We start from the raw sequence: 15,884 nt of genomic DNA, 5'->3' as shown, positions 1-15,884 counted from the left end.
ACTTAAGACTAATTTTGGCTTATATGCAGCTAATAGTCTAAAACAGACAGCTGTTATTAGGGATGATTAAAAATCCTAGCAATTACAACTAAAGAAAAGCACTTGGAATAAGATGAAAATAAAAGGGTGGGCAAGACGTCCGCCTTTTTATTTCGGATGTAATTAATTAAAACTGCAAGCAAAAAAGATTACTTTACTATATAATTTGATTAACCCAAAGGAGATGCACAATGAGCTTACTAACAGTTAAAGATTTAGGTCAGGGCTTTGAAGATAAGACTTTGTATCAGGATGGCAATTTTGTGCTCAATAAAGAAGACCACATGGGAGTCACCGGCCAAAACGGAGTTGGCAAATCAACTTTAATTAAAATTTTGACTGGTGAAATTCTTCCTGATGAGGGTCAGATTAAATGGCAAAATCGTGTGACAGTTGGCTATTTAGACCAATATGCCAAATTAGCACCTGGTGTGACCATTCGACAGTTTTTACGTACAGCTTTTGAAAAGCTATACCAAAAAGAGAAAGAACTAAATAAGCTGTATGAGGAATATGCGGAAGACGGTAACGATGAGTTACTGGAAAAAGCAGGAAAGATTCAAACATACTTAGAAGAAAATAACTTTTACGGAATTGATACCGAAATCGAACGTGTTGCTTCCGGCTTAGGACTAGCAGAATTAGGCTATGAACATGATGTTAGTCAGCTTTCAGGTGGTCAGAGATCGAAAATTATTTTAGCCAAGTTGCTACTGCAAAATCCTGATGTTCTTCTTTTGGATGAGCCAACTAACTACCTTGACGTGTCACACATCGATTGGTTAGTCGATTACTTAAACGAGTTTACCGGAGCATTTATTGTTGTCAGTCACGATTATGATTTTCTTGGTCGAATTGCCAACTGCATTATTGATATTGACCTCGGCACAATTACTCGCTACACAGGTACATTGAAACAGGCAATGCGTCAAAAAGAGGCTAATCGTGAAACTTACCTAAAGGCCTATACTAACCAGCAACGAAAAATCGCTAAGACTGAAGCCTATATTCGAAAAAATAAAGCAGGTACCCGTTCAAAAAGTGCCAAATCGCGTGAACGCCAACTGGCTAAAATGGACGTATTGAATCCGCCTAAGGGTAACCGCAAACCTCACTTTGAATTTCCTTATGTAGCGACCGCTGCCAACTTGCTTTTACAAACCCAAGACTTAGTGATTGGTTACGACGAGGCAATCGTAAAGGAACCATTTAATTTTTCAGTTGGTGGTAATGAAAAAATCGCAATTACTGGTTTTAATGGAATCGGTAAGTCGACTTTATTAAAAACGTTACTTAGTCAAATAGAGCCAATCTATGGTTCATTTAAACTGTCAGAAACAGCAAAGGTTGCATATTTTAAGCAGGATTTAGCTTGGCCAAATAAGAATATGACACCGCTACAATACCTGCAGGAAATTTTTGAACGAATCAAGCCAAAGGAATTACGTGGGGCGCTAGCTAGACTAGGTGTAACTGCGCAACAAGCAATGAGTCCGCTGAAAAAGCTATCCGGTGGGGAACAGGAAAAGGTTAAGTTGGCTAAAATGCAGTTTGAACCAGCCAACCTACTATTTTTGGATGAGCCGACCAACCACTTGGATCGTGATTCAAAAGATGCACTTAGGGATGCAATCGTGAAGTTTCCAGGTGCAGTAATTATCGTTAGTCATGAGCGTGATTTTTTCCAAGGTAATTGGATTGATAAGACGATTGACATTGAGACAATGAATAATAATTAGAGGAAAAATTATGTCTAGCAAGCAAGATAGCTCTTTTTACCATGATTTACTAGATACATGCTTAACAGTTGGCGAGCTAATGATTGAAGGCGGTAGTGAGATGTATCGTGTTGAGGACACAATGGTGCGAATCGCTAAAACCGCTGGCGAACCTGATCCGCGTGTCTTTATCGTACCGACAGGAATTTTTATGAGCCTCGATCGAGGGAACTATTGCCAAAGCATTTTGGTTCATGAGCGGAATATCAACTTGGAACTAGTTGACCGCATTAATTCATTATCACGTGATTTTGCTGCACATAAAATTACTTTGCCACAAGTAAAAGAACAAGTTTATAAAATTGCCAATGGCGATTTTCCCGTTTTTCCTTTATGGGTACAAGTAATTGGTGCTGCTGTTTTAAGTGCGACATTAATGGTAATGTTTATTGAAAACTATGATTGGCTTGATTTCCCCGCTGCTGCATTTGTTGGTGCAATTGGTTTTGTTTCAGCATATTACTTTAAACGATTTACAAAGGTTAAATATTTAGCTGAATTAGTCGCGGCGATGATTATGACGACAGTCGCGGTTGGAATAGTTCACCTTTTTCCGGCAATGATTATCGACAATATTTTAACGGGAGCACTGATGCCACTAGTGCCAGGGTTGGCCTTAACAAACGCGCTACGTGATTTGTTTAAGGGCGACCTGTTATCCGGAATGGTCAAAATTTGTGAGGCTTTGCTTACTGCCTTTGCACTTGGTGGTGGAGTAGGTATTATATTGAAATTTTTGGGAGCTTAAAAATGCCATTTTGGTTAGAGTTAATTATTAATATCTTGTTTGCCTACCTTGCTTCTGTCGGTTTTGCACTGACCATTAACGTTCCGCATCGGGTGCTGAACTTGGCGGGAGTGAGCGGAGTAGTTAGCTGGATTATTTATTGGTTAGCAATGAGAGCATCAATGGGAAGACTGATTTCAAACCTTTTAGGATCATTTGCAATCGGAATTCTGGCAATTGTTTTTGCTAGAAGAAAAAAGTGTCCCGCATCTGTATTTTATATTCCTGCAATCGTTCCATTAGTTCCAGGTGTTCCGGCTTACCAAGCGGTTAGGGAATTAACAGCTGGAAATATCAATGGTGCGAGTGATTCAGCACTAAGAGTGATTATTGTTACAGGCTCAATCGCGCTAGGGATGTTACTGTCTAATATGTTTGTCGAGATTTTTTTCAGAGCAAAAAAATTTTACAAAGAGAAGAAAAATTCGTATAATAATTAATACGAGTCGACAAAACGCGAGATGCGTATTTGGATGAGGACACCAGCCTTAATTGGCAGACACGGGAAGTGTTGGTGCTTGACCAACCTGATGTGAACAGAAGTAGTCACCTATTTTTTAAATGGGCCTCGATTTAAAAAGAGCAGATTCTTAATTGAATCTGCTCTTTTTGTTTTATCAAAAATTTATTTAAAACCAGTTAAAGGCTAAGTTATTGAGAATCATTTAAATAATATTAAAATAGTTAATGTAATACTATTTTAAAACTAATTGTGCTAATAGGCTTAAAAATGTACTTGACAGCATTTAGTTAAGCGCTTACTATTAACTTGATTAGTCGAGTAATCATGTTAGGAGAACAGGATGGAATTATCCCGAGAGAAAAGTCATAGTAACATTCGTACACAAATTTTGTCAGATATTCAAAATGACATCTTAGTTAATAGGAAAATTGGTGAAAAGCTTCCGTCGGAAAGTGAATATGCCAAGCACTATCAAGTTGCTAGATCAACAATTCAGAAAGTTTTAAAAGATCTAACTAGTATGCAGTTAATCGAAAGGGTTCAGGGTAAAGGTACTTTTGTAAAAAGTAACAAGCCGGTAATTAATATCATTAATTACAAAGGATTCTCGGATTATGCATATGAGATGGGTAGTGAACCAATTACTAAAGAAATCAAAAAAGAAGTTATTAATGATGGTAAAGAATTATATTTGCAGAGACTGAGGGGAATTAGCATTAGTGAAAAGAAATATTGGCTAACGCTTGATGAAACTATTATTAGTCTCGAAAAATATCCAGGATTAGAGTCATATGATTTTGAGAAAAATTCTTTGTATGAGGTTTTACGGAAAAAATATCAGTCTAATCCAACTACCGCTCAGCTTACTTCCAGTGCTGTTCTATCTACTAGTGAAGAAGCAAATTTGCTAGAAGTGGATAAGAATATTCCTCTTTTAGAAATAAAAGGTGAAATTCTTGACGAGAAAGGGGGTCTTTTAGAGAAAGTGACAGTTATATATGGTCCTAATGCTAACTTTGAGTTAATAGTTGGCATTTAATAATTATTTTGGAGGGAGCATGTCGAAAAAAATAGAAATTGTTTTGATTGGTCATGGGAAGATAGGCTCTGGTGTTTTAAGTTCACTGAAATTAATTTATGGTGATGCACAAAATGTGACCAGCATAGATACATACGTGGAAAAAGACTTCAATTTAGTCGATACAGCTCATAATTTAATAGAAAAAAACAAAAGTAATGAACTTATTGTTGTTACAGATTTATTTGGTGGAAGCGTAAATAATGAATTTTTAAAATATACCAATGGTAGCAACGTTTATTTGATAACAGGAATGAACTTAGCATTGGTTTTAGACTTAGTAAGCAAAGTCGATATGCGTCAAAATGAATCTGTTGAGGAAATTGTGAAGAGTGTTGTTTCAGATGTAAAGGATTCAATTAAATATTGTGATGATAATCTTATAAACTCAAGTATTCAAAAAGATGATGATTTCTAAAAGAAAGGATAATTAAAATGATAAAAATGATGAGAGTAGATCATCGCTTATTGCATGGTCAAGTTGCCTTTTCTTGGACTTCAGCTTTGTCTGCAGATTGCATTTTAATTGCTGATGATGAAACAGCATCGAATGAATTAAAAAAATCAGCCATGAAATTGGCAAAACCTAATGGAGTTAAATTGGTTATCAAGAATGTTGATGAAGCAATTAAATCTTTAAAAAAGGGAGTGACTGATAAATACAAACTCTTTATTGTTGTTGGAAGTATTGAAAGTGCCAAAAAGATCATTGATGGCTATTCTGAAATTAAAACGCTTAATTTAGGTGGCACACTTCCAGGACCAAACAAGAGTAACATTTCAAAGACTATCGCTATTACATCTAGTGAAAGGGATATGCTACGTGATCTTTTGAATGAAGGCGTTGATATAAATATTCAAATGGTTCCTAGTGATTCAAAGGTCAATGTGAAAAATATTATCTAAAGTTTAATGGAGGTTAATTATTATGTTTTTAAAGGCTTTTCTTTTAGCCTTAGTTGCCTTCGTCGGTAAGCTTGATCTTGCTACTGGAACAAACCAGTTTCAGCGTCCTATAATTTTGGGACCACTTGTTGGTTTAATTATGGGAAATGTTTCAATGGGAGTGACGATTGGAGCTACCCTTGAACTTGCGTTTTTAGGTTCTTACTCAGTCGGCGCCTATATTCCACCAGATGTTATTGTTGGTGGAGTATTGGGAACAGCATTTGCAATTCAGACTGGTAAAGGTCCATCTGTAGCATTTGCTATGGCTTTTCCAATTGCATTACTTGCTCTGATTTTTGACAATATTATGTTTGCCTTAATTAGACCAATGATGGGTAAATTAGCTGATAAGTATGCTAAAGAAGGTAATGCTCATGCTGTTAATACAATACATATGGCTGCAGGTTTCTTGATGTGTCTAATGCTAGCTATCATTGTATTTTTTGGATATTTAGCTGGTGGAAATAGAATTCAAATTCTAATCAACGCTATACCAAAGGCAATTATAGATGGATTAACAATTGCGACTGGCTTACTTCCAGGTATTGGTTTTGCAATGCTGGCACAAATGATTATGAATAAAGAAGTTGTACCATTTTTCTTCTTGGGCTTCTTACTTTCTGCATACTTTAAATTACCAGTCATTGGAATTGCATTGCTTGGACTAATCTTTGTTGTAGTAATGGTTAGATTCCTTAATAAGAATACTAGTGTAGCTGCTGAAGGAGGTGAGGACGATGACTTCTGATAAAAGAATGCTAGACAAAAAAGATTTACGAAAAATGTTTTGGCGATCATTGCCAATGGAATTTTCTTGGCACTATGAACGGCAAATGCATATGGGATTTGAGTTTATGATTTCTTCTGGCTTGAAGAAGATTTATAAAGGACAGTCCGAAAAATATAAGGATGCACTTGAAAGAAATTTAGAGTTCTTCAATTGTACGGCACACATAACTCCCTTCATTGGTGGTGTCACGTTAGCAATGGAAGAAGAGAATGCTAAAAGTGAAGATTTTGATACTTCTTCAATTAGTGCGGTTAAAGCAGCCCTAATGGGTCCACTTAGTGGTTTAGGTGACTCTATAATTTTGGGCACATTAAGAGTTTTGGCTGTAGGTATAGGTGCATCACTTGCAATAAAAGGCAACATTTTAGGTCCTATCTTATTTTTCCTTATTTTTAATATTCCAACATTTATATTGCGCTACTATACGTCAATTAAAGGTTATGAATTAGGTGCATCATATATTGATAGAATTCAAAAATCGGGCGAAATGAAACTGTTCATGCTTGCAGCCGGTATTTTAGGTGTCATGGTAATCGGTGGCATGATTAACAACTTAGTTGTTGTAAGTACGACTTTAAAAATTGGTACTGGTGCAGGAGCAACAAAAATTCAGGATGTACTAGATGGAATATTACCAGGAATGCTGCCTTTAGCTTTTACAGGAGTTTACTATTATCTACTAAAGAAAAAAGTTAATGTCATTTGGTTAATTATTGGAACTGCCATCTTTGGAATAATTTGTGCGCAGTTTGGTATCTTGAAGGTTAATTAAGAATATAGGAGATAAACATGTTAAAGTTTGACGAGACAGAATATAGAAAAGATCTTACTGCTCAAGTAAATGCTATGGCTGAGGGGAAAAAAATAGCCGACGAAATTACAAAGCAAGGATTTGATAACATTTTCTTTGTTGGTGTGGGTGGAACATACTCAATGATGATGAATTTTGTAACTTTGGCTAAGCAATATACGAATATACCTATCTACTTGGAACAAGCTGGGGAATTGGTTTTAACAGACAATCCACATTTGACCGACAAATCAATTGTTATTACAGCTTCAAAATCAGGTGATACTGTTGAAATTGTCAATGTTGAAAAGTGGCTAAAGAAAAAGAATGTTCGTATTGCAGCAATGGTAATGAGCAAGGATTCACCTGTAGGAAAACTTTGTGATTGGAGAATACCTCTACAAGTATTTAAAGGAGTAGAATTTGAATACTTAAGTATATATGGCGTCTTTTATGGTTTATTAGCAGATCATGGTGATTTTGATTTTGATAGATTTTATGATCAAGTTAAAGCAAATATGGTCGAGGGAATTATTAAAGTCCAAAAAGATTACGATGACACCGCTGAAGAAATCGCTGCTAAATATTACAATACTGATTATCAGTTATGGATTGGCGGCGGAGAGCTCTGGGGAGAAGTTTATCTTTATACAATGTGTATCCTTGAAGAAATGCAGTGGATGAAGACAAAGGCTGTTGAATCTTCTGAATTTTTCCATGGAACTTTGGAACTAGTAGAAAAAGATACTCCAGTATTTTTAGTTAAAGGTGTAGGAAAGTATCGTCCTCTAGATGATCGTGTTGAAGCATTTCTAAAGAAAGAAAATAATAACTATACTATTTTTGATATTAAGGATCATATGATTGATGGCTTTGATAAAGAATTTGAGCCAGTTATTTCACCAATTATTTCAACTATTATGTTAAATGGTAGAATTGCAAAACACTTAGAAGCTCATTCAGGACATGACTTAGATATGCGTAGATACTACCGTCAATTTAAATATTAATTGTAATAAAAAATGATTAAGCAAAGGCTCAATCATCTCTAATATAAAATAAACAAGGAGCTGTTCTATTGACTTTGGTCGGCTGATAGGGCAGCTCCTTTTGTTTTTATACTTACACTATGCTAGATCATTATTTTTAGTTTAGCAACATTTTTAGTAACTTTGTTTATCAAAATATCAAAAAACGCAATCCCACGTAAACTGGGACTGCGTTTTTAATTAATGTAGATAGCCTGTTTACCTTGCTGAATATAACTACTTTCCAAGTTCTTCCATGAGACTACCTTGTTTTTATGTCCAAATGGGTCATTTACGAGTACTGTACCGTTTTTCTTATTAAAACCTGTAATTACACATGCGTGTGAAGAAGGGGTTACATGGACCTTTCCTTGAGCAGTGTCCCAAGTTTGCATGTCATTGACACGGTTAAACTTGATTGTAGTGATAATTAAAACAGGATGGCCCTCAGAAACACGCTTCAGGACCTGAATGAAGTCATGACCAGTATAGTTTTGCACCCGATTAGTGTATTTACGTGCAACCTGTTCAAGGGGCTCATTATAAACGCACCAGCCGGCGTTGGCTTGACTCATATATCCGACAAAGCCAACATGAGGATTACCACGATATTGACCGTTATCTGTGTACGAGGCAACGTGTTTAATATTTTCTGATAAATCCAGCTTATTGACCTTGATGCCATAATATTGCAATAGCATGGATAGTGAAGTAACTTCACAGCCATTTGGCAGGTCAGGATACTGATTTTCTAGTGGTACATCAAGCTTTTGTTCTGACTTCAAGGTTAACCAGTCGTAGCGATCTTGAAATGCTCTTGAGTTAAGAACTGCAAAGATCAGTCCTAAAAAAATTACACCCAGAAGTAGATACATGATTTTTCGGGTAAGTGTTCTTTTCTTTCTCATAGGGCTATTTAACCACATGGTAAAGAAAAAAAGCAAAGGAATTTGCTAAATTTCATAACAAGTCCATACTATTTAGGGAAATTTTAACTACTATATTTTGGAGAAAAGAAAAACCACTCAATTGCTTGAGTGGTTTTAATTGATTTATGCAAAACTAAAATTAATTAGTGATGACTTGCACCTGAAGTAACGTCTTCGTGGCTAGGTTCTTCATGACTAACTGGAGCTTCTTCGTGATGCTCTTCATGGTGGCTGTGGCTAGCACCTGAAAGTGCGTCTAATGAGTGGTCAACACCCTTAACAGCCATACCTTCAGTATCCATACCTGGGCAGTAAACTTCATCCATAGGAATACCCTTTTCTTCTGAGAAGGCCTTAGTTAAAGTTTCCATGTCCATCAATTCATATGTCTTATCTGGATCTTTTGGATCAACGATTTGAATTTGAGCCATCATACCTGCATCTTCGTGTTCGATGATGTGGCAGTGGTACATGAAGACACCAGTGTTTTGGAAGTAAACCTTCAAACGAACAGTTTCTTGTGGGGCAACTTCAACAGTGTCCTTGTAAACGCCTTTTTCGTTTGGATATGGTTCTTCACCATTACGTGAAACGACTAAGAAGTGAGCACCGTGAATGTGGAATGGGTGTAACATACCGTTAACCTTGTCGTTAGTGTTAGTAACGTCCCAGTATTCTGCGTTCATTAAGTTTTGCTTCAAGTCGATACGTTGCATAGAAAACTTCTTACCGTTGATCATGTTGTGGTTATCCATAGTAACGTGAGGAACTGGTGAGTTAGGGTTAACAACTGGATCATATGGCTTGAATAAAGTGTCAGGAATTACGCTGTCATCTTTTTCGTAGTTATGAATTCTAAATTCAACTAACTTGAAGTCGTCAGTGTAAAGGTTAACAACGTCGCCTTCTTTGTAGTTGCTGAAGTCAACAACTACTTGTTGACGTTCACCAGGTCCGATTAATACCTTAGTCATCTTAACTGGATGCTCTAAGAATGAATCGTCACCACCGATTTGAGTCATTACCAAATCGTCACTAAAGTGTAAACGCCATTCACGACGGTTAGAACCACCTAAGAAGATTAAACGAACTTTTTGAGTTGTGACATCAACGTAAGGACGAACAACACCGTTGATAATTGGCGTATCACCAAAGATACCCATTGAGTTGTAGTCTGCCTTGTAGTCGAACTGGTTATCTTCGTGGAAGATTCTATCTTGCAAGATAATTGGAAATTCGTCTTTACCATAAGTCTTAGGAATTGGTAATTGTGCTTCGTTAGCATCAGTAACAACAACACCCATTGCAAGTCCCATCCAAACTTGTGAAGCAGTTGATGGACATGGGTGAGCGTGAAGCCAAGTAAGTGCAGCTGGTTGGTTAACAACGAAGTCGATTTGCTTTTCTTCGCCTGGGTATACAGGTGAGTGACATGCACCATCGTTACCAGGACCGGAAACTTCCATACCGTGCCAGTGGTAAGTAGTTAATTCTGGTAAGCTGTTTTTCAAGGTTACATGTACATGTTGACCCTTAGTTAAAACCATTGTCTTACCAAGAACTGGGAAATTATAGCCCCAAGTATGAGTCTTCTTACCTGGCAAAAATTGGAATTCACCTTCTTGAGATTCAATGGTGTACCAAACATCATTGTTTTCTTGCTTATCAGGCTCTAGTACTGGAGGAACGATTAAAGGCTGAGCCTCTACTCCTTCTGGAATATGAAGTTCTTTGTAGCCCATACCATGATTTTTGTCAAAATCATCTGAGTTATAGAAATAATCTGTGTAAACTTTTTCTGACATATTTGTCTACCTTTCAGTTAAAAAATTTAGCTAAAAATTTTAGTTACAACTTAAATTTTATTCTTTGTGAAAACGCTTGTAAAGAGCGGAAAGTGATGTTTTTTAAGCTTGAAAAATATTAAAACGCTTTTTTGATTTTCTGACTATCAGAGTGTTATTTTATTCAATTCACAAACAGCTTGAGCGCAAGTAATTGTAGAGAAAATTAAATAAAAAACGGAACAAAAGTTCACTTTCTTCAAACATTTGTTCTTTAAAAAAATTTTTTAAAGAAAGAAAAATAAATTGTTTTTAATGATGAATTTGAGTATCGTAATAGAAGACTGATAACAAATTGATTAACTTAAAAGGGAATTTTTATTTTGAAGATTAACTTAACAGACTTAGCAGAAAGAATTGAAGAACAAAACTACCTGCAAGATTTAGAAACCGTTAAATACGCTGACATTAGTAAGTCCAAAGCTAAACTTAAGGAATTAGCGACGAAAATGGTTAAGGAGACAGTTGCTGCAATTAAGCACAATTCTTTAAGTCATGTTGCCCTTGAAGTAACAGGACAAAGGCCAGTCACCTTCATTTTAGAAAATAATATTATCAACTTGCCATATAGCAATTACAAAAAGGTCAGTAACTTTTTTGAAGAAGGCAAAGACTACCCAATCTATGTTTACTTTGAAACACAGTCAGAATTTTTGAATGCATCGAACTTTCGGATTGATCAATTAGCTACTGAAGATGAGATTATGCAATCCGAAGATGAAGTCACCGCAAAGCTAGTGGAAGCAATCGAAGAAAAAATCACGCAAGTAAGAGAATATGCTAAGCCTGAGCCAGCACCTGCTAAAAAGCCTGCCGCTAAAAAAACTGCAACTAAAAAGAAAACTACAAAAACTAAGAAGAAATAGCCCGATTATTTAAAAACAAGAAATGGTTTAGGCTTTTTTAACTATTCAAAATCAAGTTTTTACAATATAATGAAAGCAATTACAGGAGGGTGTTATGTTTAGTTGGAATTTGCTCGGCGTCTTATTGTGGGTCGTTGTCATTTTATATTTTATCTTTGTCATTCAGAACATTCGCAGACGGCGAATTACAATGATTATCAAGGAGCACCGCAAATTTAGCTGGACTAATTTTTTAATTGATCTAGTTGAAGTGGTGATTTTTTTAGTGGCACTTGTTTGGTTGTTTGATCGCACAATGCTTGATAATCCAGATCTTGAGGACACGAGCAAAATTACGTCGACGGTAACTTATGAACCACTGGTAATGAACACAGGTGAGGGTAATTCATCCTATGTAACGATTAATTCGAAGAAGAAAAAAATCGGCACCCAAACGTATACTTATTTCCGTAATGGTAGAAAAGCGCAAGTTTCAAGCGACTTTGCAACGGTAGCATATGGTAAAAACCCAATCGATCTTAATGCTACTAGGATTCCTTATGACAAAAAGCAACTAGAAAAAATGGATCGAAAATATCAGCGTGCGTATGTGGCTGTTTACTCTGCCAATTATAAAAAAGTTTGGCAAAATGGCATTGGCATGCATGCTGGACATAATGCTATTAGATATTATCTAATCAGGATTCCAGACGCGTCATTTATCAAAGAGAAGTAAAATTAATTTTAATAATAAAAAAGGTCCTGAAAGTTGTTTAGCTTTCAGGACTCTTTTCGTTAGGCGATAGCTTTAAGGATATTATTAAGTTATAAAAAGACTTACCAAAAATTAGGTCATATAATAAATTTTCAACCTCACTAAAGGTCAGGATTATCATCGCAATCGATTTCTTGCTGTCCAGAGTTTTTGGGGAGTCTAGATTGGTTAATTTGCTTTTGAGCATTCTTTTGCTGTGAGGCCAGTAATTGAAGTGTTCTATTACGGCTTGGAGTATTTTCAACTTTAATTAATTTCGCAATCTTGTCAATATTGGCCTCATTTTGCGCTTGAATCATTTCTTCGTTTTTTCTTGGATAATCAATAATTTGACCATGATTAGCTGCGTATGCAGAAAGGAAAACTTTGCAGCTACGACCATTGCCTTCTCTAAAGGGATGCATAAAGTTAATTGCGTCTAATAGTTCAGCATAGCCTTTAGCAGATAAGGGCGCTGCTTTGGGATGCTTATGTAGCATACTATTGATGTCTTTTTCGGCGAAATCAAATCTGGTGAAGTCAAAAAACTGATAGCCATTTTTACTAAAATTACCTGGGCGATATTTACCAGCCCAATCGTATAGTTCGCCAAATAAGAATTGGTGAATTTTTTTAAGGTCATTGATATCTTTTATCTGCGGTTTTTTTTGTAATAGGAATAAAGCATTTCGAGCAGATAATTCATTCTCTTTTTTCTCTAACTCTGCTGCATCATGAATATGGAGCTTGTTTTTTAATACACCATTTGAATACAGAGTTTTGCTAATCCAATCACTCATTGGCCTTCCTCCCAAATTTCTTCAAAACGTTTAGCTACTTGAGGATCGGGATTGATTGCTTCATCTAGTAGTTCCTGAATATCTGATTTTGTTGGATTCCATCCTTCTAGGTGGTTAACTTCGACAACAGTTCTAATTTGCTGATAAGTCTCTTTATCAGCAATAAAAACGCCTTGAATAGTTTGCGTCTCATCATTTATATCTAAAATATATGGTTGTGCTTCTAATACGTTTAACAAATCTCCTGGTCTTTCTCCTAAGCCAATTGCAAAAGCATTAAGCACACGGATTGACCAGGTTTCAATTGGCTTGACGATTGCATTCCTTAAGGTACTAAGTGGAACTTTACTAATCTCAGAAACTTTCGTCACACTCATATTTTTACTTTCAAGTAGTTTAACAATTGTTGCACTCATTATTGGACCTCCAGTGTTTTACACCCATTTTACCATATTTAAGCACTTTTATGATGATATATGGTATAAAGCGTGACACAGTATATTTCTAATTAATTAAAAAAACCTAACAGAAGTTAGGTTTAGTTATTATATCTATCACAAGTCTTTTCAATTATGATTTAAATTGAGAGGCATATTAGTTTTCGTTTTTCGCACCTGTAATAATAAATTTCCTTCAATGAATGCGAAGATAAAGCTGGCTGTTAGGAAGTCCATTACATTGCCGGAATAAAAAGCTGCAAGCAAGATAAAACCACTTGAGACAATTAATGAACTAACCAGATATGTTCGAGCTGATTGATACCTGAGCCAGCGGTAAGCAGCGTAAAGTAGTATTGCCAAATAAGGTCCGACGAAGATTAACATGCCAATCCAGCCTAAAGAATAAATCTGAGCTGCAAAATCACGCTCTAGATTAAAAATGTTGTTTTCACGGACATAGGAAATACCTAGGAATTTGTCTAGCTTATTGTTATTAGTCTTAACAACTTGATTTAGCATTGCCTTTTCAAGATGGCGATTTTCCATACGCGTTTGACCGGGCTCGTTAATAATTTTTAACCAAAACTCAGGATCATATTGGTAAGGATAGCTCTTTAAAACAAATTTAGGATTGAGTGCATAGGCTTGGTAGTTTTCCTTAATAAAGCTTCGTAAAAAGTCTTCACGTTTTTGACCAGTAGGATATTTTTTAAGGCCAGCATTCAATTCACGTGTTTCATCGGATAAATCATGATCAGATTGCTTTGCTAAATATATTTCGTAATTATAGCGTTGAATTGCTGGACCAAAAGGTAAGATTGCAATCGAGCCTGCTCCAATTAGCAAACTAACTAAAACGGCAAGCATATTTTTTTTCGCATTCTTAAGGATATAGCGGTGGAATAGGTAGAGCAGAAGCCCAGCTAGAATTCCGCCAATTAAGCCGATTGCGGCAACCTTAGTTCCGATTTCAATCATTGCTAAAGCCTGAACAACGTTCAATGTGATTGTGATCCAGTTGAAATCAGTAAATAGATAATAAATAAGTAACGGTAACAGCATAAACAAAACAGCTGAAATCATGTTGGTGAAATTAAAGAAACCTTTGGAAGCCATATGCGAATAGCCGATATTTGGATTGAAAAACCACTCGAAAATATTAGCGCTGATTACGCCTGTTTCATAAGATTTCAGTGAAATTACGAACAAGTTTGATAGGACAATTGTGCCTGAAAAAAGTCCAGAAACGCCCTCGATTACTTGCTGTAACTGTTTTGTGCCAAAATTAAGCTCTTTAGTTAAATAAATAATGACGAGTGGCAGACACATGCGAATCAAATAGAATAGCTCACCACTAGTGGAGTAACCGTAGTTAGTGGGATTGACACTGGTAAATGTCCGTACGTGCACTAAATGCAGAACGCTATAAATAATTAATAAAATTAGATAGGCGATTAACCATTTTTGTGTACTCAACTTCTGCCACGACTCTTTTTGGCTAAAAAATAGACAAAATAAAACAGCTACGGCAATGAGTCGAATAATGGTCGGCAATGTAAAAGGTAAAATAGTAGCAAGGCTGCCATGGTAAAACCAGTACAAATCAAGAAACGGTTGAACAAGGATAAACCAGAATAAAATGTTTTTTGCTTTTTCTTTCACTATTTTTCTCCCAAAATGCTAAGTAATATGTAAGCCTAATTTTATGCAAAAATGAGCGAAAAAAAAAGAGTTTAAAAGTTTAGCTGAGCTAAAATTAAGAGGACTTGTATATCTTATCCAATAGGTTAGCCTTTATAGTAAAAAGTTGAATAATTTTAAAGGGTGTAGAAGCATTTTGGCTTGTACATCTTTTTAATTATCTGCGAGTACAATAACAAATTACTTTCAATGAATGAGAAGATTAACATATAACTATGGTTAAACTTTTCTAAATTTTAACTAAACTAATAATGAAGTAAGTACAATTGTTTATAATTATCATTATAAGTCAGAAAAAGTCATACTATGTCAAAATTCAGGAGTGCTTTTCAGTCATAATGGAAGCTGATAATTGCAGTAGTAATTCAAAATAAGTACATTAAAAAGGAAGAATATATGAAAAAACTATTTTATTCTATTATTGGTATTATCGCACTCGCAATTGCAGCCTTGGTGGTTATACCTAATCAGTATACGGATTACTTTAATCCTCACATTAAGATGGAAACCGATTATGCAAAGGTACCGAAGAACACACAAAAATATTACAATGTTCAGGCGGTTGACCGTAATGGCAAAAAACTCCCTTATAAGATAATGTATGTTGGCGGTTATGATCCGTCACAGGAGTATATTGCAATTCATCATAAGAGACAGTATGTAAAACTAATTGAATATATCCCTAAAAACAAAATGCCAAAAAATAACTAACTGGAAAAATGTCCAAACAAAAAGGTCTCATTACGATATGAGACCTTTTTAATAGCGATTATACACATAGTAGTTAAACTCTCCTAAATTTAAATTAAGTTAATGCTGATGTTTCTATAACTATAGTACAATTAACTAAATTGTGATTTAAGCAAAAAG

The 15,884-nt window shown here is 35.6% G+C and carries 17 protein-coding genes; 12 read left to right on the top strand and 5 right to left on the bottom strand.

The features are described from left to right. Positions 1-230 precede the first annotated feature (230 nt). The 9 genes from F5ESL0263_RS07525 (at position 231) to F5ESL0263_RS07485 (ending at position 7,683) form a co-directional block, all read left to right on the top strand. On the top strand, positions 231-1,778 hold the full coding sequence (locus F5ESL0263_RS07525) for an ABC-F family ATP-binding cassette domain-containing protein (protein ID WP_122036059.1): 1,548 nt from the start codon (positions 231-233) through the stop codon (positions 1,776-1,778). Between the two features lie 10 nt (positions 1,779-1,788). Continuing rightward, positions 1,789-2,565 carry a threonine/serine exporter family protein gene (locus F5ESL0263_RS07520; protein WP_122036057.1) on the top strand — a complete coding sequence of 259 codons (777 nt, stop codon included), beginning with the start codon at positions 1,789-1,791 and terminating at the stop codon, positions 2,563-2,565. Between the two features lie 2 nt (positions 2,566-2,567). Further along, on the top strand, positions 2,568-3,044 hold the full coding sequence (locus F5ESL0263_RS07515) for a threonine/serine exporter family protein (RefSeq protein WP_046307789.1): 477 nt from the start codon (positions 2,568-2,570) through the stop codon (positions 3,042-3,044). A gap of 363 nt (positions 3,045-3,407) precedes the next feature. Next, the gene (locus tag F5ESL0263_RS07510; protein ID WP_122036056.1) at positions 3,408-4,106 is read left to right on the top strand and encodes a GntR family transcriptional regulator; all 699 of its coding nucleotides are present in this window, start codon (positions 3,408-3,410) and stop codon (positions 4,104-4,106) included. Positions 4,107-4,125: 19 nt separating this feature from the next. Further along, a complete protein-coding gene (locus tag F5ESL0263_RS07505) occupies positions 4,126-4,563 on the top strand; it encodes a PTS sugar transporter subunit IIA (protein WP_122036054.1) in 438 nt (145 codons plus the stop codon). Between the two features lie 17 nt (positions 4,564-4,580). Continuing rightward, a complete protein-coding gene (locus F5ESL0263_RS07500) occupies positions 4,581-5,051 on the top strand; it encodes a PTS sugar transporter subunit IIB (protein ID WP_122036052.1) in 471 nt (156 codons plus the stop codon). Positions 5,052-5,073: 22 nt separating this feature from the next. Next, entirely contained in the window at positions 5,074-5,841 is a 768-nt protein-coding gene (locus tag F5ESL0263_RS07495) for a PTS sugar transporter subunit IIC (RefSeq protein ID WP_122036051.1), read from the top strand. Further along, positions 5,831-6,655: a PTS system mannose/fructose/sorbose family transporter subunit IID gene (locus F5ESL0263_RS07490; RefSeq protein WP_122036049.1), complete on the top strand. Its 825-nt coding sequence runs from the start codon at positions 5,831-5,833 to the stop codon at positions 6,653-6,655. Before F5ESL0263_RS07495 ends, F5ESL0263_RS07490 begins: the two co-directional genes overlap by 11 nt. Before the next feature lie 17 nt (positions 6,656-6,672). Next, positions 6,673-7,683, top strand: coding sequence for an SIS domain-containing protein (locus tag F5ESL0263_RS07485; RefSeq protein WP_122036047.1), 1,011 nt, complete (start codon positions 6,673-6,675; stop codon positions 7,681-7,683). Between the two features lie 215 nt (positions 7,684-7,898). On the opposite strand, the gene F5ESL0263_RS07480 is transcribed toward F5ESL0263_RS07485, so the two are convergent. Together F5ESL0263_RS07480 and F5ESL0263_RS07475 are read right to left on the bottom strand one after the other, a co-directional pair. Then, on the bottom strand, positions 7,899-8,609 hold the full coding sequence (locus F5ESL0263_RS07480) for a C39 family peptidase (protein WP_233558465.1): 711 nt from the start codon (positions 8,607-8,609) through the stop codon (positions 7,899-7,901). 164 nt (positions 8,610-8,773) lie between these two features. Continuing rightward, positions 8,774-10,435, bottom strand: coding sequence for a multicopper oxidase family protein (locus tag F5ESL0263_RS07475; RefSeq protein WP_122036043.1), 1,662 nt, complete (start codon positions 10,433-10,435; stop codon positions 8,774-8,776). Between the two features lie 362 nt (positions 10,436-10,797). Between F5ESL0263_RS07475 and F5ESL0263_RS07470 the strand changes: the two genes are divergently transcribed. Next, complete coding sequence (locus F5ESL0263_RS07470) at positions 10,798-11,340, top strand: hypothetical protein (protein WP_122036042.1); 543 nt, start codon at positions 10,798-10,800, stop codon at positions 11,338-11,340. A gap of 94 nt (positions 11,341-11,434) precedes the next feature. Then, entirely contained in the window at positions 11,435-12,055 is a 621-nt protein-coding gene (locus F5ESL0263_RS07465; protein ID WP_122036040.1) for an LVIS_2131 family protein, read from the top strand. Between the two features lie 140 nt (positions 12,056-12,195). On the opposite strand, the gene F5ESL0263_RS07460 is transcribed toward F5ESL0263_RS07465, so the two are convergent. From F5ESL0263_RS07460 to F5ESL0263_RS07450, 3 genes are all read right to left on the bottom strand, one after another. Continuing rightward, positions 12,196-12,873 (bottom strand): Fic family protein, encoded by a 678-nt coding sequence (locus F5ESL0263_RS07460; RefSeq protein WP_122036039.1) that lies wholly within the window; start codon positions 12,871-12,873, stop codon positions 12,196-12,198. Beyond that, positions 12,870-13,289: a helix-turn-helix domain-containing protein gene (locus F5ESL0263_RS07455; RefSeq protein WP_122036037.1), complete on the bottom strand. Its 420-nt coding sequence runs from the start codon at positions 13,287-13,289 to the stop codon at positions 12,870-12,872. The genes F5ESL0263_RS07460 and F5ESL0263_RS07455 overlap by 4 nt, the downstream gene beginning before the upstream one ends. A gap of 150 nt (positions 13,290-13,439) precedes the next feature. Next, a complete protein-coding gene (locus F5ESL0263_RS07450; protein ID WP_122036035.1) occupies positions 13,440-14,975 on the bottom strand; it encodes an O-antigen ligase family protein in 1,536 nt (511 codons plus the stop codon). 435 nt (positions 14,976-15,410) lie between these two features. Between F5ESL0263_RS07450 and F5ESL0263_RS07445 the strand changes: the two genes are divergently transcribed. Further along, a complete protein-coding gene (locus F5ESL0263_RS07445; protein ID WP_122036032.1) occupies positions 15,411-15,725 on the top strand; it encodes a YxeA family protein in 315 nt (104 codons plus the stop codon). Positions 15,726-15,884: the final 159 nt, after the last annotated feature.

The sequence above is a fragment of the Lactobacillus sp. ESL0263 genome (genome assembly GCF_003692845.1).
GTDB lineage: Bacteria > Bacillota > Bacilli > Lactobacillales > Lactobacillaceae > Lactobacillus > Lactobacillus apis.
This window is presented reverse-complemented; position numbering and strand designations above follow the sequence as displayed.

What these genes read in the sequence shown, in the direction of transcription:
- F5ESL0263_RS07525 (WP_122036059.1), top strand. Translation starts at nt 231, where the DNA reads ATGAGCTTACTAACAGTTAAAGATTTAGGTCAGGGCTTTGAAGATAAG.
- F5ESL0263_RS07520 (WP_122036057.1), top strand. Translation starts at nt 1,789, where the DNA reads ATGTCTAGCAAGCAAGATAGCTCTTTTTACCATGATTTACTAGATACA.
- F5ESL0263_RS07515 (WP_046307789.1), top strand. Translation starts at nt 2,568, where the DNA reads ATGCCATTTTGGTTAGAGTTAATTATTAATATCTTGTTTGCCTACCTT.
- F5ESL0263_RS07510 (WP_122036056.1), top strand. Translation starts at nt 3,408, where the DNA reads ATGGAATTATCCCGAGAGAAAAGTCATAGTAACATTCGTACACAAATT.
- F5ESL0263_RS07505 (WP_122036054.1), top strand. Translation starts at nt 4,126, where the DNA reads ATGTCGAAAAAAATAGAAATTGTTTTGATTGGTCATGGGAAGATAGGC.
- F5ESL0263_RS07500 (WP_122036052.1), top strand. Translation starts at nt 4,581, where the DNA reads ATGATAAAAATGATGAGAGTAGATCATCGCTTATTGCATGGTCAAGTT.
- F5ESL0263_RS07495 (WP_122036051.1), top strand. Translation starts at nt 5,074, where the DNA reads ATGTTTTTAAAGGCTTTTCTTTTAGCCTTAGTTGCCTTCGTCGGTAAG.
- F5ESL0263_RS07490 (WP_122036049.1), top strand. Translation starts at nt 5,831, where the DNA reads ATGACTTCTGATAAAAGAATGCTAGACAAAAAAGATTTACGAAAAATG.
- F5ESL0263_RS07485 (WP_122036047.1), top strand. Translation starts at nt 6,673, where the DNA reads ATGTTAAAGTTTGACGAGACAGAATATAGAAAAGATCTTACTGCTCAA.
- F5ESL0263_RS07480 (WP_233558465.1), bottom strand. Translation starts at nt 8,609, where the DNA reads ATGAGAAAGAAAAGAACACTTACCCGAAAAATCATGTATCTACTTCTG.
- F5ESL0263_RS07475 (WP_122036043.1), bottom strand. Translation starts at nt 10,435, where the DNA reads ATGTCAGAAAAAGTTTACACAGATTATTTCTATAACTCAGATGATTTT.
- F5ESL0263_RS07465 (WP_122036040.1), top strand. Translation starts at nt 11,435, where the DNA reads ATGTTTAGTTGGAATTTGCTCGGCGTCTTATTGTGGGTCGTTGTCATT.
- F5ESL0263_RS07460 (WP_122036039.1), bottom strand. Translation starts at nt 12,873, where the DNA reads ATGAGTGATTGGATTAGCAAAACTCTGTATTCAAATGGTGTATTAAAA.
- F5ESL0263_RS07455 (WP_122036037.1), bottom strand. Translation starts at nt 13,289, where the DNA reads ATGAGTGCAACAATTGTTAAACTACTTGAAAGTAAAAATATGAGTGTG.
- F5ESL0263_RS07445 (WP_122036032.1), top strand. Translation starts at nt 15,411, where the DNA reads ATGAAAAAACTATTTTATTCTATTATTGGTATTATCGCACTCGCAATT.